20 protein-coding genes are annotated in these 21,076 nt (G+C 68.2%); 10 read left to right on the top strand and 10 right to left on the bottom strand.

The features are described 5' to 3' along the window. The first annotated feature begins 3 nt into the window (after positions 1 to 3). A complete protein-coding gene (locus tag ACYX4P_RS16430) occupies positions 4 to 1,110 on the top strand; it encodes a YncE family protein (protein WP_248118209.1) in 1,107 nt (368 codons plus the stop codon). Positions 1,111 to 1,112: 2 nt separating this feature from the next. Beyond that, positions 1,113 to 1,973: a class I SAM-dependent methyltransferase gene (locus ACYX4P_RS16425; protein ID WP_248118206.1), complete on the top strand. Its 861-nt coding sequence runs from the start codon at positions 1,113 to 1,115 to the stop codon at positions 1,971 to 1,973. On the opposite strand, the gene ACYX4P_RS16420 is transcribed toward ACYX4P_RS16425, so the two are convergent. Continuing rightward, on the bottom strand, positions 1,970 to 2,740 hold the full coding sequence (locus tag ACYX4P_RS16420) for an ABC transporter ATP-binding protein (RefSeq protein WP_248118204.1): 771 nt from the start codon (positions 2,738 to 2,740) through the stop codon (positions 1,970 to 1,972). The two genes, ACYX4P_RS16425 and ACYX4P_RS16420, sit on opposite strands and share 4 nt — an antisense overlap. On the opposite strand from ACYX4P_RS16420, the gene ACYX4P_RS16415 reads away from it, so the two are divergent. Next, positions 2,720 to 3,076: an alpha/beta hydrolase gene (locus ACYX4P_RS16415; RefSeq protein WP_248118202.1), complete on the top strand. Its 357-nt coding sequence runs from the start codon at positions 2,720 to 2,722 to the stop codon at positions 3,074 to 3,076. The genes ACYX4P_RS16420 and ACYX4P_RS16415 overlap by 21 nt on opposite strands. 6 nt (positions 3,077 to 3,082) lie before the next feature. On the opposite strand, the gene ACYX4P_RS16410 is transcribed toward ACYX4P_RS16415, so the two are convergent. From ACYX4P_RS16410 to ACYX4P_RS16400, 3 genes are read right to left on the bottom strand one after another with little or no spacing between them, the layout of a single operon-like run. Then, on the bottom strand, positions 3,083 to 3,712 hold the full coding sequence (locus tag ACYX4P_RS16410) for a 2-dehydro-3-deoxy-6-phosphogalactonate aldolase (protein ID WP_248118200.1): 630 nt from the start codon (positions 3,710 to 3,712) through the stop codon (positions 3,083 to 3,085). Then, positions 3,709 to 4,596: a 2-dehydro-3-deoxygalactonokinase gene (locus ACYX4P_RS16405; RefSeq protein WP_248118198.1), complete on the bottom strand. Its 888-nt coding sequence runs from the start codon at positions 4,594 to 4,596 to the stop codon at positions 3,709 to 3,711. The genes ACYX4P_RS16410 and ACYX4P_RS16405 overlap by 4 nt, the downstream gene beginning before the upstream one ends. A gap of 1 nt (position 4,597) precedes the next feature. Beyond that, complete coding sequence (locus ACYX4P_RS16400) at positions 4,598 to 6,172, bottom strand: sodium/sugar symporter (RefSeq protein ID WP_248118196.1); 1,575 nt, start codon at positions 6,170 to 6,172, stop codon at positions 4,598 to 4,600. A gap of 186 nt (positions 6,173 to 6,358) precedes the next feature. Here ACYX4P_RS16400 and ACYX4P_RS16395 point away from each other — a divergent pair, with 186 nt between their 5' ends. The 5 genes from ACYX4P_RS16395 (at position 6,359) to ACYX4P_RS16375 (ending at position 11,579) form a co-directional block, all read left to right on the top strand. Further along, positions 6,359 to 7,132 carry an IclR family transcriptional regulator gene (locus ACYX4P_RS16395; protein ID WP_248118195.1) on the top strand — a complete coding sequence of 258 codons (774 nt, stop codon included), beginning with the start codon at positions 6,359 to 6,361 and terminating at the stop codon, positions 7,130 to 7,132. A 118-nt stretch (positions 7,133 to 7,250) separates the two neighbouring features. Next, positions 7,251 to 8,000, top strand: coding sequence for an SDR family NAD(P)-dependent oxidoreductase (locus ACYX4P_RS16390; protein WP_248118193.1), 750 nt, complete (start codon positions 7,251 to 7,253; stop codon positions 7,998 to 8,000). Further along, positions 8,001 to 9,803: an IlvD/Edd family dehydratase gene (locus ACYX4P_RS16385; protein ID WP_248118191.1), complete on the top strand. Its 1,803-nt coding sequence runs from the start codon at positions 8,001 to 8,003 to the stop codon at positions 9,801 to 9,803. 67 nt (positions 9,804 to 9,870) lie between these two features. Continuing rightward, on the top strand, positions 9,871 to 10,719 hold the full coding sequence (locus tag ACYX4P_RS16380) for an SMP-30/gluconolactonase/LRE family protein (RefSeq protein WP_248118189.1): 849 nt from the start codon (positions 9,871 to 9,873) through the stop codon (positions 10,717 to 10,719). After that, complete coding sequence (locus ACYX4P_RS16375) at positions 10,716 to 11,579, top strand: aldose 1-epimerase (protein ID WP_248118187.1); 864 nt, start codon at positions 10,716 to 10,718, stop codon at positions 11,577 to 11,579. Before ACYX4P_RS16380 ends, ACYX4P_RS16375 begins: the two co-directional genes overlap by 4 nt. Before the next feature lie 45 nt (positions 11,580 to 11,624). On the opposite strand, the gene ACYX4P_RS16370 is transcribed toward ACYX4P_RS16375, so the two are convergent. Next, on the bottom strand, positions 11,625 to 12,515 hold the full coding sequence (locus tag ACYX4P_RS16370; RefSeq protein ID WP_248118186.1) for a hypothetical protein: 891 nt from the start codon (positions 12,513 to 12,515) through the stop codon (positions 11,625 to 11,627). A 148-nt stretch (positions 12,516 to 12,663) separates the two neighbouring features. Here ACYX4P_RS16370 and ACYX4P_RS16365 point away from each other — a divergent pair, with 148 nt between their 5' ends. Next, positions 12,664 to 13,626 (top strand): flavin reductase family protein, encoded by a 963-nt coding sequence (locus ACYX4P_RS16365; protein WP_248118184.1) that lies wholly within the window; start codon positions 12,664 to 12,666, stop codon positions 13,624 to 13,626. 48 nt (positions 13,627 to 13,674) lie between these two features. Then, positions 13,675 to 14,862 (top strand): acetyl-CoA C-acyltransferase, encoded by a 1,188-nt coding sequence (locus tag ACYX4P_RS16360; RefSeq protein WP_248118182.1) that lies wholly within the window; start codon positions 13,675 to 13,677, stop codon positions 14,860 to 14,862. A gap of 6 nt (positions 14,863 to 14,868) precedes the next feature. On the opposite strand, the gene ACYX4P_RS16355 is transcribed toward ACYX4P_RS16360, so the two are convergent. The 5 genes from ACYX4P_RS16355 to ACYX4P_RS16335 form a co-directional block, all read right to left on the bottom strand. After that, positions 14,869 to 15,342, bottom strand: a complete 474-nt coding sequence (locus tag ACYX4P_RS16355) for a hypothetical protein (RefSeq protein ID WP_248118180.1) — start codon at positions 15,340 to 15,342, stop codon at positions 14,869 to 14,871. A gap of 161 nt (positions 15,343 to 15,503) precedes the next feature. Then, positions 15,504 to 17,882, bottom strand: a complete 2,379-nt coding sequence (locus ACYX4P_RS16350) for a PAS domain-containing sensor histidine kinase (RefSeq protein ID WP_248118178.1) — start codon at positions 17,880 to 17,882, stop codon at positions 15,504 to 15,506. 90 nt (positions 17,883 to 17,972) lie between these two features. Beyond that, the gene (locus ACYX4P_RS16345) at positions 17,973 to 18,542 is read right to left on the bottom strand and encodes a hypothetical protein (RefSeq protein ID WP_248118176.1); all 570 of its coding nucleotides are present in this window, start codon (positions 18,540 to 18,542) and stop codon (positions 17,973 to 17,975) included. A gap of 75 nt (positions 18,543 to 18,617) precedes the next feature. Further along, positions 18,618 to 19,025 (bottom strand): CBS domain-containing protein, encoded by a 408-nt coding sequence (locus ACYX4P_RS16340; RefSeq protein ID WP_248118175.1) that lies wholly within the window; start codon positions 19,023 to 19,025, stop codon positions 18,618 to 18,620. Between the two features lie 59 nt (positions 19,026 to 19,084). Further along, positions 19,085 to 20,923: a vWA domain-containing protein gene (locus tag ACYX4P_RS16335; protein ID WP_248118173.1), complete on the bottom strand. Its 1,839-nt coding sequence runs from the start codon at positions 20,921 to 20,923 to the stop codon at positions 19,085 to 19,087. Positions 20,924 to 21,076: the final 153 nt, after the last annotated feature.

Raw genomic sequence — 21,076 nt, 5'->3', positions numbered from 1 at the left:
CCGATGACCTCCATTCGTTTCGCCGCCGCTGCGGCCGCCGCCCTGCTGGCGACCGTCGCCGCTCCGGCGCTGGCCAACACGACCGCCCCGACCCCACCCGCCGCCAGCGCCGGCGCGCCCGCCATCGTCAAGTCGGTGAAGGTCGAGCCGGGCGGTCTATATGAGATCGTCTTCAACCCGACCGACAGCAACATCCTGATCGCCGCCGTCGGTCCGCGCGGCGAGACGCGCGGCGCCATCGCCCGCCTGAACGCCGATCTGACGCCGGGCCAGTCCATCGACGTCTCGGCCAATCCGCTCTACGGCCTGGGCTTCAACAGCCGCACCCAGACGCTTTACGGCACGGCGACGCGCTCCGGCTCGGTCGGGGTCGTCGATGTCCGAACCGGCCGCCTGGTCGCCACCATCAAGGACGGCGACGACGAGTCCGCCCACGTCCGCGAGGTCATCGTCGATGAGACGCGCAACAAGGCCTATGTCACCATCGTCGGCGGCGAAGCGAACGACGCCAGCCGCCCGAACCAGATCTGGGTGATCGACGGCGCGACCAACGCCATCGAGCGCAAGATCGCAGCCCCGGTCGGCGGACTGACGGGCGCGGCGCTGGACTCGCAAAACAACCGCCTGTTCGTGACGGGCATGAGCTCCAACGACGTCGGCGTCATCGACCTGGCGACGGGCCGGTCGGTCGGAACTTGGCCGACCGGCAGCGAAAAGCCGACCAATGTCGCCTTCGACGCGGCGGGCGGTCGTCTGTTCGTCGCCAGCCAGGGCACCGGCGATCTGACCGTCATGAACGCCGCGGACGGCGCCGTGATCAAGAAGGTTCCGACGGGGGAGGGCGCGCTCAGCGTCGCCTACAATCCCCGCAACGATCAGGTCTATGTCGCCAACCGCCAGGCGGGCACCGTGACGGTGGTGGGCGGCGGTGACTACGCCGTGCTGGCCAATCTCCAGACCGGCACCTTCCCCCAGACCATCGCCATCGATCCGGCGACCAACGCCGTCTATGTGACCAACAAGGCGCGGGGCCTGCCCCGCAACGCCCCGGCCGGCACACCGGTCCCTGTCGATCCGGCGGGCGACACCGTCACCCTGATCCGGCCCTGACGATGAGCGGGCCGGCGGTCTCGCCTTCGCTGGATTGGAACGGCGACAACGGGCGGCGGTGGGTCGAGAACCAGGACCGGCTGGACCGGATGCTGGCGGCCTATGGCGCGGCCCTGGCGCGCGCCGCCGCCCCGGTCGTGGGCGACCATGTGCTGGATGTCGGCTGCGGCGCCGGGGCGACCACCTTCGACATGGCCGCCCGCGTCGGCCCCTCCGGTCGGGTCGTGGGGATGGACATCTCGGCGGCCCTGATCGGGCGCGCCCTGGACCTGGCCGCATCGCAAAGTGGCGAGGCGGTGGAGTTTCGCCTGGCCGACGCCGCCCGGGCCGAGTTCACGCCCGACTTCGACCGGATCGTCTCGCGCTTCGGCGTGATGTTCTTCGACGATCCGGTCGCGGCCTTCGCCAATCTGCGCCGCGCGCTGAAGCCGGCTGGGCGGCTGGCCTTCGTCTGCTGGCGCGGCGCGGCCGAGAACGACTGGACCCGCCTGCCGATGGCGGCGATACGCGACCTCGTGTCGGCGCCGGCCCCGGCCGATCCCGAGGCGCCCGGACCCTTCGCCTTCGGCGACCGCGACCGGATCGCACGCATTCTTCTCGACGCCGGCTATGCCGACATCGATATCCGGCCGTTCGACAGTCCGGTCCATTTCGGCGTGGGCGACACGGCCGACGCCGCACTGGACGATGCGGTCGATCATGCGATCCGCGTCGGGCCGCTGGAGCGGGCGTTGAGGGGCGTATCGGGCCCGGTGCGCGCTCAGGCCATGGCGGCGGTGCGTCTGGCCTTCGCCGGCAAGCTCCGTCTCGATGGCGTCTGGATCGACGGCGCCGCCTGGATCGTCAGCGCACGTCGCGGTTAAAGCACCTCGTCCACCATCACTTGGATCTGACCCCGCGCGCAGGGTTCCACCCGGGCGCGCACCTGCCAGACATCGGCCAGGACGGCGGGAGTCACGGCCTCGGCCGGCGCGCCCTCTATCTGCACCCGGCCGTTCGCCAGCACCACGATCCGATCGGAAACGCGCGCGGCGGCCTGCAGGTCATGCAGCACAATCACCACCACCGCCCCGTTCTCGCGCGCATAGTCGCGGGCCAGGCGAAACACCTCCAACTGATGCCGCAGGTCCAGGGCGCTGGTCGGTTCGTCCAGCAGCAGGACGCGCGGCTGGCGGACCATGGCCTGGGCCAGGCCCGCGATCTGGCGCTGGCCGCCCGACAGCCGGTCCAGACGCTTTAGCGCCAGATCGACCGCCCCGACCCGCTCCAGCGCCGCCAGGGCGCGGACCTCGGCCTGGGCCGAACCGGAGGCGGAGGGCGACGCTTCCAGCGCCGCGATCACGGTCTCCAGCACCGTCAGGGCCACGTCCTGCGGCAGGGTCTGGGGCATATAGGCGACATGGCGCGCCCGCTCGGCGATGGACATCCGATTCAGGTCCAGCCCGTCCAGCATGACCCGTCCCGCCGCCGGCGTCAGGCCCGCGACGGCGCGCATCAGGGTGGTCTTGCCCGCCCCGTTCGGACCGATCAGCGACACGACCTGACCCGCCGCCAGCGGCTGCAGCGCCACGTCCGACAGGATTGTCCTCTCGCCATAGCGGGCGGTCAGATGCTCGACGATAAGGCTCATCCCCGCGCCCCGCTGCGGAAAATCAGGATAAGGAAGGCGGGCGGTCTGTTCGTGCTGGAGACGCTTCGAGCCGACCCCGCCCTGTTCGCCCGCTGGATCGCCGTCAGCCCGTCCCTGTGGTGGTCGACGCCCTCGCCAATGATCGCCACGCCCGACCTGCTGATCGGCTGCGGCGAGGCCGAGACGGGGCGCGACATGCGCGACCGCATCGCCGGCTGGGTGGCCGCGAAACCCGATGGCGCGGTCTTCAAACAGGCTCCGAACGCCGACCACGGTTCGGCGCCGTTCGCCCTGATCCCTGACATCCTGCGTCACGCCAGCGGCGCGCCGGCGTAAGGGGCGTCAGGCTTCGCGACGCCAGGCTGTGACGAAGCACCGGGCGTTGCGGTTGACGTGCTCGGCGTCCTGGCCCGGCTTGAACACGGCCGAGCCGATGCCGAAGCCCGAGGCGCCGGCGGCGCGCCAGCTGTCCATGCTGTCGGGATCGACCCCGCCGACCGCATAGACGCGCGTATCGGCCGGCAGGATGGCGCGGACGGCTTTCAGCCCCTTGGGGCCCGCGATTTCGGCGGGGAACAGCTTCAGCGCATCGGCTCCGGCGTCCAGCGCCACGAAGGCTTCGGACGGGGTGAAGAAGCCGGGCAGGGACAAAAGGCCCAGCGCCTTGGTCTGGCGGATCACCTCGGCGTTGGTGTTGGGCGAAATGATCAGCTGGCCGCCCGCCTCCGCCACCTGTCGCGCGGCCTCGACGCTCAGCACCGTGCCGGCGCCGACCAGGGCGCGGCCGTCCAAGGCGGCGCGCAGACGGCGAATGCTCTCCAGGGGTTCGGGCGAGTTCAGCGGCACTTCCAGACAGGTGAAGCCTGCGGCGACGATGGCTTGGCCCACCTCCACCGCCTCGTCCGGCGTCAGCCCGCGCAGAATGGCGATCAGCGGCAGGGCGTCCAGGCTTTCGATGGCGACAGGGATCATCGGGATGCGGCCTCGTGAATGCGCCACAGACCTCGGGCCGTGGCGGCGGCTCCGTCCGCCGTGCGGACATCTTGAAAACCGCCCATGGCGAGGGCGGCGGCGTAGCGATGACACAGGGCCTCGGCCCCGATCAGGACGACCGGGCGGTCGTTCATGGCGGATTGAGCGGCGACCTCGGCCCCGATCAGCAGGCCGGAAAGATAGTCCGCCGCCGCCCCGGCCGTCAGCCGCCCAGCCAGGCCGTCGATCCGGACCGAGAACAGGACGGCGGTGATCGCCGGATCGGCGAAGGCGCGCCCGACCCCGGCGGCGAAGGCGTCGTCGTCTACGCCCGGCTCGCCCATGTCGGCGCCCAGGATCGTGCCCTTGCGGATCGCCCCGAACAGTTCGCCCGTCATGAAGGTTCGGAAACCGACGATGCGGCCGGCCTGGGTCTCAATCCATTTGCTGTGCGTGCCCGGCGCGACGACCACCGCGTCTGAGGGTGCGTCCAGGCCCATGACCTGCGTCTCCTCGCCCCGCATCACATCGTGCAGCCGCCCGTCGCGATAGGCGGCGACGCCGGGGATCAGGGCGACGAAGGCGGCGTCGTCGGGCCGCTCCACCGCACGCGCCAGTTCCTGGATACCGGCGGGGCAGGGCGCATAGGCCATCTCGCGCCACCTGCCCCGGGCGCCCGCCATGCCGCCGACAATCACCGGCAGGCCGTTGCTCAGCCAGTCGCCGGCGACCTCTTCCAGCACCGGGCGGAACTGATCGCGGCTCAGGCCGCCGGCGCCGCGCGGATCGGATCGGCTGTCCAGCACTGCGCCGCCTTCGGCGATCCGCATGACGCGCAGATTGCTGGTGCCCCAATCGACGCCGATCAGGCGCGGCCCGCTCACCTCACCACCAGATCGTGTAGACGACGATCAGGAAGGCCACGACGCCCACGGCCGCCAGGTTGAAGCCCAGCGAGGTGCGATAGCTGATCTGGTCCAGCTTGATCTTCATCGCGTCGGGCTTGGCCGGGACCAGCAGGGACACGACGACCGCCGCGATCAGGGAGACGACGAAGACAACGCCGACCCGGTTCATGAAGGGGAAGATGAACTGCCCCGTCTCCTGCAGCCACCAGAAGATGGCCGACAACGCGACCGAGCCGACGGCGGCGGTCAGGGCGCCGGCTTCGGACGCCCGCTTCCAGAACAGGCCCAGCATGAAGATGACCACGATGCCGGGGGTGAAGAAGCCGGTGAACTCCTGGATGAACTGGAACGCCTGATCGAAACCGCCCAGCAGCGGACGGGCGGTCAGGATGCCGATGATGACGGCGGCGACGGCGGCGATGCGACCGACCGTGACCAACTGATGCTCGGGCGTGTCCTTCCGAATCTTGGCGTAGAGATCCAGGGTGAAGATGGTGGAGATCGAGTTCACCTTGGACGCCAGCGAGGCGATGATGGCGGCGATCAGGGCCGCGAAGACCAGACCCTTCAGACCCACCGGCAGAAGGTTCATCATGGTCGGATAGGCCTGGTCCGGCGCGGCCAGATTGGGGGCCAGGATCAGGGCGGCCATGCCCGGCAGCACCACGATCACCGGCATCAGCAGCTTCAGATAGGCGGCGAAGGCGATGCCTTTCTGCGCTTCCGGCAGCGACTTGGCGGCCAGGGCGCGCTGGATGATGTACTGGTTGAAGCCCCAGTAGCTGATGTTCATGACCCACAGGCCGCCCAGCAGAACGGCGATGCCCGGCAGTTCCTGATAGTGCGGATTGTCCTTGGACAGGATCATGTCGAACTTGTCAGGGAACTCGGTCAGCAGGGTGTGGAAGCCCGCCACGGCGCCGCCCGCGCCGCCGATGGTCGACAGGGCGATGAAGCCGATGATCAGACCGCCGCAGACCAGCAGAGCCACCTGCACGATGTCGGTCAGGGCCACGGCCTTCAGCCCGCCCCACAGTTGATAGGCCAGGGCGAAGACGCCGATGGCGATGATGGCGTAGTCCTGGTTGAAGCCCGTGACGGTGTGCACCGCGATGGCGCCCAGCCACAGGATCGAGGTCACGTTGACGAAAACGTAGAGCAGCAGCCAGAACACCGCCATCACGTTGCGGATCGTCGGTCCGTACCGCTGCTGCAGGAACTGCGGCATGGTGACGATCTCGTTGCGCAGGAAGATCGGCAGGAAGAACTTGCCCACGATCAGCAGGGTCAGCGCCGCCATCCATTCATATGACGCGATGCCCAGGCCGATCACATAGCCCGATCCGCTCATGCCGATGATCTGTTCGGCCGATATGTTGGCGGCGATCAGGGACGCGCCGATGGCCCACCACGGCAGGCTCTTGGACGCCATGAAATAGTCGGTTGATGTCTTCTGCTCGCCGCTCTTGCTTCGCGACACCCACTGGGCCAGGCCGAAGATGAAGACGGCGTAGATGGCCAGGATCGCCAGATCGATGCCCGCGAGCGACATGGTGCGTATTCCCCCTGCGCCCTGAAATCGAGCGTTCGAACGCAGCCTATGTCAGGCCTGACATTCCCGCAACGGGATTTTATATATGCGCCGCAGTTTCATCTGCGGTAATCTAGCGGGCTTGGCGCTGGATTTCAGGCTCGACATGGGCGAGCGTGCGCCGCAACCGTTTGCGACAGGATCACCATGACGGATCTGCCTCCCGACGACGAGAGAAAATACCGGGCCCCTGCGCTGGAAAAGGGGCTGGACGTGCTGGAACTGTTGTCGGCTCAGGGGCAGGCTATGACCCCGTCGCAGATGTCGGTCACGCTGGGCCGGTCGGTCAGCGAACTGTTCCGCATGATCCAGGTGCTGGAGTTTCGCGGCTATATCGAACAGTCCTCGGACGGTTACAGCCTGACCAACCGCTTGTTCACGCTGGGCATGACTCAGGCGCCGATTAAGTCGTTGGCCGATGTCGCCCTGCCGGCGATGCGGGACCTGGCCGCTGAAACCCTGCAGTCCTGCCATCTGGTGGTGCCTTCGGGCGACCAGATCGTGGTGATCGCCCGCATCGAGAGCCCTGGCGACCTGGGGTATTCGGTGCGGATCGGTTATCGCCGCAGCATCCTGCACGCCACCTCCGGCCTGATGTTCTATTCGCGCGCCAACGATCAGGCGCGCGCGCATCTGAAGGCCCGCCTTGTCGCCCAACACGGGCCAGAGGCTGTCGAAGCCTTCATCGAACGCGCGATGGCCATGACTCAGGGCGATCATGTCGAGCGCGCCAGCGACTTCGTGAAGGGCGTGACCGATCTGGTGGCGCCGATCATGGGGGCGGACGGCGTGATCGCCACCCTGATCACTCCCTTCATCGAGCAGGCGCCGATGCTTTGCACCAAGGATGAAGCGGCCTCCCGGTTGGTGGGCGCCGCCTCGGCGATTTCTTCTCAGATGAGCGCGGTTTCGCAGGCGTGATCAAACGCCGTTGACACCATCGTCGACGCCCGTCATTTTCGCTGACAGTAACGACTTTCATTTGTGAAATGTCGCGCGTCGGCCTTGTTGGCGGGCGTTGGGAGGCGCGAGAACGCTGATGGCCGCCATCTATTCGGACCTGAAAGACAAGGTGGTCATCGTCACGGGCGGCGCCGGCGGCATCGGCGCGGCGATCGTTCGCGCGTTTCACGCCCAGGGGGCGAGGGTCGGCTTTCTCGACATCGACACGGCGCGCGGCGAGGCCATGGCGGCCGAGCTCGGCGCCGGCGCCCGGTTCGCAGCCTGTGACCTGACCGACATTTCCGCGCTGAAGGCGGCCATCCAGACGGTCCGCGACGCCTTCGGCCCCATCGACATCCTGATCAACAACGCCGCCCACGACGAACGTCACGAGACGCTGGACGTCACCGAGGACTATTGGGACGGCCGCATGGCCGTGAACCTGAAGCACCAGTTCTTCGCCGCCCAGGCCGTGCTGCCGGACATGAAGGCGACGGGGAAGGGCGCCATCGTCAATCTGGGCTCGACCTCCTGGGTCATCGGCCAGGGCGGCATGGCGGCCTATACGGCGTGCAAGTCCGCGGTGATCGGGCTGACCCGCTCGCTGGCGCGCGACTTCGGCGGTTTCGGCGTGCGGGTGAACGCCGTCGCACCCGGCTGGATCATGACCGAGCGCCAGCTGGAGCTGTGGGTCACGCCGGAGACCGAGAAAGACATCTACGCCAACCAGTGCCTGAAGCGCCGGCTCGTGCCCGACGACATCGCCCGCGTCGTCGTCTTCATGAGCTCTGACGAGGCGGGGGCGATCACCAATCAACACTATGTCGTCGACGGCGGCTGGACCTGAATGACCGACACCTCAAAGCCCAAGAAGCCGCTCCGCAGCCGCGCCTGGTTCGACAACCCCGAGAACCCGGACATGACGGCGCTGTATTTGGAGCGCTATCTGAACTACGGCCTGACGCGCAGGGAGCTGCAGTCCGGCAAGCCGATCATCGGCATCGCCCAGACCGGCTCGGACCTGTCGCCGTGCAACCGCCATCACCTGGTCCTGGCCGAGCGGGTGCGCGAGGGCATCCGCGAGGCGGGCGGCATCGCCATGGAGTTTCCGGTTCACCCCATCCAGGAAACCGGCAAACGGCCAACGGCGGGCCTGGACCGCAACCTGGCCTATCTGGGGCTGGTGGAGAGCCTCTACGGCTATCCGCTGGACGGCGTCGTCCTGACCATCGGCTGCGACAAGACCACGCCCGCCTGCCTGATGGCCGCCGCCACCGTGGACATTCCCGCCATCGCCCTGTCGGTCGGCCCCATGCTGAACGGTTGGCACAAGGGCGAGCGCACCGGGTCCGGCACCATCATCTGGAAGGCGCGTCAGATGATGGCGGCCGGAGAGATCGACTATGACGGCTTCATCGAACTGGTGGCCTCGTCCGCCCCGTCGGTCGGCTATTGCAACACCATGGGTACGGCGACGACGATGAACTCGCTGGCCGAGGCCCTGGGCATGTCGCTGCCCGGTTCGGCCGCCATTCCGGCGCCCTATCGCGAGCGCGCCCAGTCGGCCTACGAAACGGGCCTGCGCATCGTGGAGATGGTGCGCGAGGATCTGAAGCCGTCCGACATCCTGACGAAGGACGCCTTCCACAACGCCATCGTTGTCAACTCCGCCATCGGCGGCTCCACCAACGCCCCGATCCATCTCACCGCCCTGGCCCGCCACGCCCACGTCGACGTGCCGCTGCAGGACTGGCAGACCGAGGGGCTGCACGTGCCGCTGCTGGTCAACCTCCAGCCCGCCGGCGAATATCTGGGCGAGGACTATTTCCACGCCGGCGGCGTGCCGGCGGTGGTGTCGGAACTGATGAAACAGGGACTGATCCGCGAAGACGCCCTGACCGTCACCGGCAAGACCATGGGCGAAAACTGCAAGGGCGCCGAGATCGTCCTGCCCGACGTCATCAAGACCTTCGACGCCCCGATCAAGACTGACGCCGGCTTCGTCGTCTTCAGCGGAAACCTGTTCAACTCGGCCATCATGAAGCTGAGCGTGATCTCGCCCGAGTTCCGCGAACGCTATCTGTCCAATCCCGAAGACCCGAACGCCTTCGAAGGCCCCGCCGTGGTGTTCGACGGGCCAGAGGATTACCACCACCGCATCGACGACGAGAGCCTGGGCGTCACAGAGCAGACCCTGCTCTTCATGCGCGGCGCTGGTCCCATCGGCTATCCGGGTGCGGCCGAGGTCGTGAACATGCGGCCGCCGGCCTATCTGATCAAAAAGGGCGTCAGCGCCCTGGCCTGTATCGGCGACGGGCGTCAGTCGGGCACCTCCGGCTCCCCTTCCATCCTGAACGCCTCGCCCGAAGCAGCGGCTGGGGGCAACATCGCCCTGTTGAAGACCGGCGACCGGGTGCGCATCGACCTGAACACGGGTCGCGCCGACATCCTGATCTCGGATCAGGAACTGGCCGAACGTCGCCAGGCGTTCGAGGCGGCGGGCGGCTACAGCTATCCCGCCTCCCAGACGCCCTGGCAGGAGATGCAGCGCGCCGTGGTCGGACAACTGGAGACCGGCGCTGTGCTGGAACCCGCCGTCAAATACCACCGCATCGTCGACACCCTGGGCCTGCCGCGCGACAACCACTAAACCGACGTCGACGTCTCGTGCTTCGACCGGCGCGAACGATGGAGTTTCCAAGCCAATGAGCAGCAGCATGCCCGAACTTGTCTGGGATCTCCAGGCGGAACTGGGCGAAGGCCCGGTCTGGGATGTCGAGCGCCAGGTGTTGTGGTTCGTCGATATCAAGGGCCGCAAGCTGCACCGCTATACGCCGACGACGGGCGAAAAGCGGTCCTGGGACACGCCTGACCAGACCGGATTCGCCCTGCCGGCCGAGGACGGGTCGCTGGTCTGCGGCGTGCGTGGCGGCCTGTATCGCTTCCATCCCGACGAAGGCGATTTCTCGCGCTTTCAGCCGGTGGAAGAGGACCGACCGCAGAACCGGCTGAACGACGGCTTCGTGGCGCCCGACGGCTCGCTGTGGTTCGGTTCGATGGACGACAGCGAACAGGTCGAGAGCGGGGCCCTCTATCGCTGGTTCCGGGGCGAGTTGACGCGCCACGACGACGGCTATGGCGTCACCAACGGCCCCTGCCTCAGCCCGGACGCCCGAACCCTCTATCACCACGACACGGTGAAGAAGACGATTTTGGCGTTCGATCATGAGGCGGGCGCCCTGTCTAACCGCCGCGTCTTCGCCATGACCGAGGACGGCTATGCCGACGGACCTAGCATGGACGCCGACGGGGTGCTGCATGTCGGCCTGTTCAACGGCTGGGGCGTGGCGCGTTTCGCGCCCGACGGCGCGCCTCTGGCCAAGATCGAAGCGCCGGTTCAGACGGTGACCAAGGCGGCCTTTGGCGGGCCTGACCTGCGCGACCTCTATATGACCACGGCCTGGCTGGGGAATGCGGACAAGCGCGCCGAACAACCGACCCTGGGCGGGCTTTATCACGTCCGGGTCGAGACGCCCGGCCTGGCGCTCCATCGGATACGCCTGTGATCGTCCTTCAGGCCGGGGACTGGCGCGCGACCGTGGCGCCGGAACGAGGCGGGGCGATGCTCAGTCTGGATTGGCTGGGCCGTCCGGTATTTCGGCCGACGCCGGACGCGGGCGAAGACATTCTGCAGACGGCCTGTTTTCCTCTGGTCCCCTACGCCAACCGGATCGCGGACGGCCGCTTTGCGTTCGGCGGCCGGTCCGTCCGGCTGACCCCGCTGGAGCGGTTCGCCCCGCACGCCCTGCATGGGGACGGGTGGCTTTCATCATGGACCGTGACGCGCCAGACGCCAGAAGCGGTCGAGATGGAGCTGGAGTGGCCGGGCGATCCTGAGGGCTGGCCCTGGCCGTGGCGCGCGCATCAGCATGTTTCGCTGGCGCCGGACGGGCTGACGATCACCCTGACCATCATCAATACGGGCGACGAGGCGATGCCGGCGGGCCTGGGCCTGCACCCCTATTTCCATCGATCCGCCGATGCGGTTCTGACGCTGAACGCCACCGGAGTCTGGGCGACCGACGACCGGGCGATACCGCATCGTCTGGTCCAGCCGGGCGCGGTCGCCGATTGGTCCGGGGGGCGGGCCTTGAAGGCCGCGTCCTTTGTGGATCATGCCTATGCGGGGTGGGACGGCGCCGCCGTCCTGAGCGGCGCCGACCGGCGCATCATCCTATCGTCCGAAGCCCCGGCGCGATGGGTGCAGGTTTACGCCCCGGTCGTGGCCGACTTCGTATGCGTGGAACCTGTCACCCACCGTCCCGACGCTCACAACGCCCCGAGGGACGAGGACCATGGCCTGACCGTTCTGGCGCCGGGACAGACCTTGTCGCTGGTCATGCAGGTTCGGGCCGAAGCGGTCTGACGCCACGCCCCAGGCCGATCATCCGGCCCGGGGCGACGTCTTCGATCAGCGGCGGACGCGGCTTTCCAAATCGCCGATGCGGCGGGTCAGATAGGCGGTGTCGTCCGAGGACGGGCTGGTGCGGCTGTAGGCGGCTTCCAGACGCGTCAGGTCGCCCAGTTCAACCCGGATGTCGGCCGCGTCGGCGCGGGTGACGGCGCCGGCGCGTTCGGCCGTCGTCACGCTGGCTTCCAGGTTCGCCAGGCGGGTGCGGGCGGGCAGGGCGGTGGTCGGCGTCTGGCCGGCCGGGCCGTCGCCGACGCGCAGGTCCAGCGCATCCAGGCGCGCGTCCAGATCGGCGCGCTCCGTCGCATTGATCGAGCCGTCGGCCTTATAGCGGTTCTCGACCTGGATAAGCGCCTGATAATCGGCCTTCAGGCGCGTGGCCTCGGTGCGCGTGATGCGGCGCGCCGTGACGGCGGCGTCGACCCGCGCGTCGAAGGCGGCGCGGCCTTCCGCGACTGTGCTGACGTCGCCATAGCCCGCCGCGCCCGAGTCCAGCGTCTGGGTCAGGGCGGTGTAGCGCGCGTTCAGATCGGCGCGTTCCTGGGCCGAAATGCCGTCGGCGGCGTAGCGATTCTCCAGATCGACCAGGGCGGTGTAGTCGGCCCTCAACCGCGTGGCGGCCGAGGCGGACACGGTTCCGGCGCGGACGCCAGCATCCACCCGGCCGGTGAACTGCGTCTGGCCGTCACGTAAGGGCCGACCGCCGCGCAGCCAGGCCTGGTCCATGGCCGATAAGCCCAGCCGGTCGCCGAACAGGGCGCCGACGACGGCCCCCAGTCGATCCTGATTGGTCGGGGTCTGGGCCGAGGCGGCGCCGGCCGTCAGCGTCAGGCCCAGGGCGGTGGCGCCGGCCAGCGCCAGACGGGTCGGAACGGTGCGGGGAGAGGTCATGATAGATAGCCTTCGTGTTCTGTTTCGAGCCGAAAGAACGACGGTCGGCGCGCTTGGTTGCCGCCGAACCGGCCGCCGCCGCTAGCATCGACCCGTCCACTTCCCTTATGAGAGGCCGTTGCCCCCGTGACCGGACCGTTCTGACGCCATGACCCAATCGCCGCCCCGCATCGGGGGCCAGGACGTCGAAAGCTGGGGCGATCCCGAGGATCCCATCGTGCTGCTGATCGGTCGGCCCGACGCCCTGTTCGGCGACTGGCGGCGGTCGGTGCGTGCGCTGACGGAGGCCGGCCGCCACGTCCTGATCGCCCCCGCCTTCGATAGGGCGGACGATCCGACGGGCCAGCTTCGGCGCCTCTTGACCGATTTGCCGTCCCGCCCCGCCCTGATCTGCGCCGAGGCCAGCTTGCCGTCCGTGATCCCGGCGCTGCAGGTCACCGGCGCGGCCCTGGCCAGTTGTCTGGTGATCTCGGCCTCCGATGCGCCGGTGCAGTCGCCACCGGACCCTGCGGCGCTCGACCTGCCCGTTCGGCTCATGGCCCGCGACGACGGCGCTGACACCAGCGAGGCGGAAGACGCCCTGATCGGCTTTCTGGAACGTCATGCCCCGCGCGAGGCGCTGCACTATCACGCCGGGTCCGACCCGCGCACCCTGCGGGACGCACTGGGCTGTTTCGCGACGGGGGTGACGGTGGTCACGACCTTGGACGAGGAGGGGCAGCCCATCGGCCTGACGGCCAACTCCTTCTCCTCGGTGTCGCTGGACCCGCCGCTGATCCTCTTCTGCCTGGCCCGGTCGTCCGCCAATGTGGAGCGGTTCCGCCAGGCGGCGCATTTCGCCATCAATGTCCTGCACATCGGCCAGCAACCGACGTCGGGCGCCTTCGCGCGCCCCGGCGACCGGTTCCAGGACGTGGCGTGGGAGGCCTGGGACACCGGCGCCCCCATTCTGTCGGGCGCCTTGGCCAGTTTCGAATGCGCCACCGACCAGATCGTAGAGGCGGGCGACCATCTGGTCTTCATCGGCCGCGTCACCCGCGCCCGGTTCGAACCGCGCCGCGACCCGCTGCTTTATTTCCGGGGCAAGTATCGCCGACTGCACTTCTCCTGATCCGGTCGGTTCGCTATCTGTCTTTCCAAGATTAAACAGGAAACCGCCATGTCGTCCGCCGATCCCGTCGTCATCGTCTCCTACGCCCGCACCCCGATGGGCGGTTTTCAGGGCGCGCTGTCGGACGCCAAGTCCACCGACCTGGGCGCCGCAGCGGTGAAGGCGGCGCTGGAGCGGGCCGGTCTGGACGCCGCCAAGGTCGAGCAGATCATCATGGGCTGCGTCCTGCCCGCCGGTCTGGGCCAGGCCCCGGCGCGCCAGGCGGGCATGGGCGCGGGCCTGCCCGTCTCGGCTGAGGCGACCACCATCAACAAGATGTGCGGTTCAGGGATGCAGGCGGCGATGATGGCGCATGACGCCCTGGCCGCCGGTTCCGCAGACGTCATCGTGGCGGGCGGCATGGAGTCCATGACCAACGCCCCCTATCTGATGCAGAAGCACCGCGGCGGCGCGCGCATCGGCCACGACGTCATTTCCGACAGCATGTATCTGGACGGGCTGGAGGACGCCTACACCCCCGGCAAGCTGATGGGTCAGTTCGCCGAGGACACGGCCAAGGTCTATCAGTTCACGCGCGAGCAGCAGGACGCCTACGCCATCGAAAGCGCCGGACGCGCCAAGCGGGCGCAGGATTCCGGCGATTTCAACGCCGAGATCGCGCCGGTCGAGGTCAAGACCCGCAAAGGTCCGATCACCGTCGACCGCGACGAACAGCCGACCAAGTCCGACCCGTCCAAGATCCCCAATCTGAAGCCCGCCTTCGGCAAGGACGGCACCATCACCGCCGCTTCCGCCGCCTCGATCTCGGACGGCGCCGCCGCCCTGGTCATGATGCGCCAGTCGACGGCCGAGGCCCTGGGCCTGACGCCCGTCGCCCGCGTGGTGAGCCAGGCGGCCCACGCCCACGAACCGCACCTGTTCACCACCGCCCCGGTCTTCGCCCTGCAGAAGGCGCTGAAGAAGGCGGGCTGGACCGCCGACGACGTCGATCTGTGGGAAGTCAACGAAGCCTTCGCCATCGTGCCGATGATCGCCATGCAGGAACTGGGCATCCCCCACGACAAGATCAACGTCAACGGCGGCGCCTGCGCCCTGGGCCACCCGCTCGGCGCATCGGGCGCCCGCGTCCTGACCACCCTCCTGTCCGCCCTGAAGGCCCACGGCAAGACCAAAGGCATGGCCGCCCTCTGCATCGGGGGCGGCGAAGCGACAGCGATGGGCGTGGAGTTGGTTTAAAGCGCCTCAGAAGTCCGCGGCTTTGGTCAGGTGTTCAAGCGGGACCTTGTAGAGATCCTTATCCATCGAAGTGCCTTTCTCAAGGGTTTGACGCACCTTCTCAGTTCGTCGACGGGCGGTGATCAACCAGTACCTGGCGTCCATCACTCGTGTCACGAGGTCGGTACTAGGCATTTCGAACAATGGGACATTGCAGAGCAGATCAATGCACTCGTCTAAGTCTTCTTCGGTGGCGCTGACATTCCCGAGGGCGAACGTCGCCTTAGCGTTCCGCGTCATTTTAGAATGCGCTCGCCTGACAGCTTCATAGGAGCGTGTTAGCACGGCGCGAACAGCGGTAATCTTTGCTTCGGCAGCATCTTTCTCTCGGGCGATATGCTCTCTGTTTTGTCGGGAGAAAATTGCAAATGCTGCCCAAACCGCAGCTATGCTTCCAACAGCTTGAACCCAATCCGTGGTAGTCGACCAATCGACAGTCATGCAGCGTTTTCCAGTTATCAATGCGGCGATGCAGATCGCACAGCTATTGTAAACTTGTGGTTGCGAAGGGTGAGGTTGTTTGGGGATAAGTTTTTCGCATGCCCTACGTCACAATTGGCCTTTTTGAAGCTAGATAATCCCTGCTTCGATGGAGAAACGCCCTAAGCCGCGAACGCCGCCCGGATCGGCTGCACCGTCTGATCGGGGCGTTTCACCGGCAGGTCGAAGCTGACCACGGTGCCGACGCCCGGCTGGCTTTCCATGCTCAGCTGACCGCCGTGCATTTCGATCAGGGACTTGGTCAGGGCAAGGCCCAGGCCGGTGCCTTGGGTGGTCTTGGAATGCTGGCCCTCGACCTGTTCGAACGGGCGCGCCAGGCGCACCAGGTCCTCGGGCGCGATGCCGATGCCGGTGTCGGCGCAGGCGACGCGGACGCGCCCCTCGCCCGCCGGTCCCTGGAACGGTTGCAGCGACACGACGATGGACCCGCCCTCGGGCGTGAACTTCACCGCGTTGGAGATCAGGTTCAGCATCACCTGTTTGACGCCGCGCTGATCGGCCTCGATGTCGGGCAGGTCGTCGGCCTCGACCGCGATCGTCAGCCCCGCGTCCTGCACCTTGCCGCGCATCAGGCGCACCGCGTCCTCGCACACCGCCTGCAACGACACGGCCTCATAGTGCAGGGTCATCTTGCCGGCCTCGATCTTGGCCATGTCCAAGACGTCGTTGATCAGGCTGAGCAGATGCTGGCCCGATTTCAGGATGTCGGCGGCGTAGCCCTTGTATTTCTCGTTCAGCGGCCCGAACAGCTCGCTGGCCATGATCTCCGAGAAACCGTTGATGGCGTTCAGCGGGGTCCGCAACTCGTGGCTCATGTTCGCCAGGAACTCGGACTTGGCCTGGTTGGCGGCCTCGGCCCGGGTCATGGCGACCTCGTATTTGCGGGCCAGCAGCGACAGCTTCTCCTGGCTGGATTCCAATTGATCGACCGTGGCGCGCAGGTCGTCGGCGGCGCGACGGCGCTCGGCCTCCTCGCGCTTGATGGCGGTGATGTCGGCGGCGGTGACGACCGAGCCGCCCTCGGAGGTGAAACGTTCCGACAGCTGCAGCCAGCGCCCGTCGTGCAGTTCGACCTCGCGCAGCCCCGCCCGGCCGCCGGCCGGCGGATGCTCGGCCTTGATGGCCAGGGCGGCGATGCGGTTCAACTCGTCCTTCAGCGCCCCGCGCCGCACGACGCCGCGCCCAAAGCCGAAGGCGTCCTCGAACGCCTGGTTCCACAGGATCAGCCGACCTTGACGGTCGAACAGGACGAAGGCCTCGGAAATGCTTTCCACCCCGTCGCGCAGGCGGCTCTCGGCGGCCTGGGCGGCGGCCCTGGCGCGACGGGCCTCGGTGATGTCCAGCGCCACGCCCAGAATGGCCGTAAAGCCTGTGTCGCCGCGCGGGCCGCGCGCCTGGCCTCGCGCGTCGATCCAGCGCGTGCGCCCGTCCGCGCCGGGTACGGGGAAGGTGATCTCGAACGCGCCATAGGCCGCCGCCTGGCGCAGGGCGTGGCGGAAATCCTCGTGGAAACGGGGATGGACGCGGGCGATCACCTCCTCCGCCTCGGCCGCGCCCCCGCGTGAGAAGCCCAAAAGGGTCGCCATATAGTCGGACAGGGACACCTCGTTCCTGGCCAGATCCCACTCCCACACGCCGCACCGCGCGGCCTCCACGGCGATGCGGAACCGCTTTTCGGTGGCGATCCGCTCGCGGTGCTGGCGATTGCGGCGCAGGCCGTAAAGGCCGAACAGACCTATGACCGCCAGACCCAGCAGCAGCGGCGCGCCGATCAGCCAGGCGTCGTCCATCATCCCCGCCGTCGCATCGTCTGACACCGCCACGACATAGGGGCCCTGCGCCCCCGCGCGCGCCGTCGCCGTCAGCCGGTTTTGGCCGCCGATGGACAGGGGGGCGGGCGCGGTCAGGGGCGCAAGCGTCGCGATGTCCGCGCCGATCAGGGCGCGGATCGGCTGGCCGATCTCGGCGGCGCGGGGCGACGCCAGAACCACGCCGGCGGGCGAGACGATCCGCACGCCCTTCGCCTCGGCCAGCGGCGCGGTGATGCGCGCCTCCAGACGACCGGCTGGGGTCAGGGCCGAGGCGGCGGGCAGGGCGCCGTCGCCCGCCTGGGCTAGCACCGTTTCGTCCGGCCCGATCAGGGTGAAGCCGACATCCGGCGCCGCGCGACGTGCGGCATCGATCATTTCCACGGCGGGGCGGCCTGCGGCGGCGGCGGCTGCGGTCAGGCCCGCGTCGGCCGCGCGCGTCAGGACCTCGATGCGGCTGGCGGCCAGGCCGGCGTTCAGCATCAGGTTCTCGGCCGTCAGTCGATCCGCCTCGCGCGCTGGCCGACTGATTTCACGAGACGCCAGAAGCCCAAAGCCCGTGGACAGAAGGGCGGCGACCAGCACGCCGATGCGCAGCCAGGCGGGCGCGCCAGGGGCGCGGTCGGACGCGCGCCGCCCTCGCCCATGTTCCCGCCGCTCCGCGTCGCGCAAGCCACCCCTCCCGACCAATACCGGCTGAGACGGGAATCTAGGCTGCGTCGCGGATTCGTGTCGACCCTTCGCGGGGTCTTTTCGGCCGATTTAGGCCAGGACGGCCGGGGCTGGCAGGCGCTCGGGCGCGGCTTCCAGCACCCGGTTCACGCCCTGCAGCAGGCCGCGGGCCTGCCGCGCCAGGCCCAGTACGGCGGGCGGGGCGTCGTCGGGGTTTTCCGACACCAGGTCCACCAGACCCTGCGCCACCTGCATCAGTTGGGGCGCGCACGCGATCAGACGCGCCTGACGCTCGATCTGCTGGGGGTCGCGGTCGTATTCGGCGCCCGGCACGCGCCAGCCGCCCCAGTCGGCGCGGTCCGTCACGACCACCGGATAGGTGCCGGGCTGGGGGTGATGCAGGCAATCCTCAGGCTGTTGCCACTTGTTGCGGGCGCGCAGCACGCGCCAGTCGCCGCCGCCCTGGTCCGCGCCGGGATCGTCGGCGGCCAGCATCAGTTCGTTGGCCGTGAACTCGCGCCCCAGACCGACGTCGTAGGTGACGCGCACGGGCTCGTCGAACCCCTTGGCCCAGACAGGCTGAACCTGTTCGACGAACGCCCAGGCGCCGACGCACTCGACCCAGACCTTTTGACCCTTCTGGAACTGCGCGCGCGCCATGCCATTCTCCGAAACCAACGGCCAGGATGGATGACGATCGTTGACGCGCGGTGTCAGGGCGCGGTTACGCAGACCTTAACGCGAGATGCTTTCCAGCGTCTCGCCGGCGTATTTCTCCTTCACCCGCGTCGACAGGTCGCCGAGCGACACCACGCCTACCACGCGGCCGTGCTTGTCCACCACGGGCGCACGGCGGATCTGCTTCGATCCCATCAGATCCAGCACGACCTTCAGGTCGTCGGTGTCCAGCACGGTCTGGGCGTCGCGGGTGATGAACTCCACCACCGTCGCCGACGGCGCGGCGCCGGTCGCCAGGGCGCGCACCACGATGTCGCGGTCGGTGATCGTGCCGATCAACTGATCGCCGTCCGCCACGGGCACGAAGCCGAAGCCGCCCTTGGCCATGCGGCTGGCGACGTCCTGAAGGGTGTCGCCGGGGCGGGCCAGGTGAACGTCCTTGGTCATCACGTCGCGAATTTTCATGGCGGGTTTCCTGAGCTGAAGGTTGCGCTGAAAACCCGCCGCGAGCGTGGCGGTTCCGATCAGGGCGTTCGCCGCGGGGGCAGGGTCTCGGCCGCCCGCACCAGTTGGACGAATTCGGCACGGTCGCCATAGGGATCGTCGCCCCTGGCCCCTTGCGCCTGATCCAATATCCGGTCCCAGCCATAATCGCCGGCCATCCACGGATCGCCCCGCAGCTTCTGCCCGAAGGCGGCGACGGCCAGCGCCCACCGCGTGGCCTCGGGCGGCTGGGCGCTGACGGGGCCGGTCGTGCGATTGGTCAGGGGCTGCTGGATCAAGTCCGACCGGCTCTGGCCCGGCTGTTTGTAACGCACCTGGATGAAGCCGATCTCGCCGTTCGGATCGCCGCCGCCCACGCCGATCCGATTGTCGGGATAGCGGCGCTCGCCGATCTGGGCCGGCCCGCCGACCGGGGTGATCTCGTACAGGGCCGTGACGCTGGCGCCCGATCCGACCTCGCCTGCGTCGACCTGGTCGTTGTTGAAGTCCTGCTCGTTCAGCAGCCGGGTCTCATAGCCGATCAGACGCCATTCGGCGACGCGGGCGGGGTTGAACTCGACCTGTATCTTGACGTCGTCGGCGATGGGGAAGGCGCCCTTGTCGAACGCCGGGCCGAACAGGCGACGCGCATCCCTCAGGTCCCCGACATAGGCCGCGACCCCATTGCCGGCCTGGGCGATGGCCTGCATCCGCGCATCCTGATAGTTGCCGCGTCCGAAGCCATAGACCGACAGATAGACGCCGGTCCCGCGCTTGTCGGCGACATAGTCCTCCAGCCGCTTGTCGTCGGTGACGCCGACGTTGAAGTCGCCGTCGGTGAACATCAGGATGCGGTTGACCTTGTCGCGGGCGAAGCTGGCCTGGGCCTGGTCATAGGCGTTGGTCATGCCGGTCGCCCCGGCCGTGCCGCCGGATGCGCGCAGGCTGGCCACCGCGCAGCGCATCTTCAGCTTCTGGTCGCCGGGCGTCGGCTGCAGCGTCGTGCCCGCCCCCTCGGCGTAGTAGGTGACGGCCAGGGTGTCCTGGGGCCGCAGCCGGTCGATGGCCAGGTTCATCGCCTTCTTGGCCAGGTCCAGCTTGTCGGGCGACCGCATCGACCCCGACACATCGACCAGGAAGGTCAGGTTCAGCGGCCGCTGCTGGTCCGTCGGCAGTTCATATCCTTGAAGGCCGATGTGCACGATCTGCCGGCCCGTCGCCCAGGGCGAGGCCGCGACGGCCGTCGTGACGGCGAACGGCTGGCTCTGCGACGTGGGCCGGGCGTAGTCGTAGTCGAAGGCGTTGATCAGCTCCTCGACCCGCACCGCGTCCTTGGGCGGCGTCCGGCCTTCGCTGATGAAGCGGCGCACATTGGAATAGGACGCGGTGTCCACGTCGATGGAGAAGGTCGAGACCGGCTGGTCGCTGGTCCGTTTCACCGGATTGGGCGTGGCGTCGGGATAGCGTTCGGTGTCGGCCGGCGGCGGCGTCATGCCCGGCGACGCCATGACCCGAGAACCGGATACGACGATGTCGTTCACCGCGCCTGACCCTGACGATGAACCTTGAATGACGTTCGGCCGCATAGGCGCCGGCGGCGGAGGCGGAGGCGGCGGAGGCGGTGCGCCGTAGGGAACGCGGTCCTCCCTGCGGGTCGGCGCAATGTTCATGGGCGGTGTCGGCGGCCCGACCCGCCGCACCACCGGAGGGGCAACCACGGGCGCAGGCTGTCCCAGGTCGAAGCCCAGCGGGCCGCAGGCCGCCGGCGTCGCCTCCCCATCCAGGGGTTTGGCCAAAGCCACGGAGGGCAGGGCGACCGGCGGTGCGGCGAACGAGATGCTGAGCAGCGACAGGGCGGCGATCCTGGCCAGACGGGGCATGACGTCCTCCGGTTGTTGATTGAACAACACTGATCTTCGGTCCTGGGGCGAAACTGTGGCGCCCGCGACGCGCGCCGACATCGGATCGCGCGCCGTGTCTTTCGCGTCCTCTCGCAATCGCGCGCGGCCTTCCCCACAATAGACGCCAAGCTT

Source organism: Brevundimonas sp. ABV4_179, from assembly GCF_056311945.1.
This window is presented reverse-complemented; position numbering and strand designations above follow the sequence as displayed.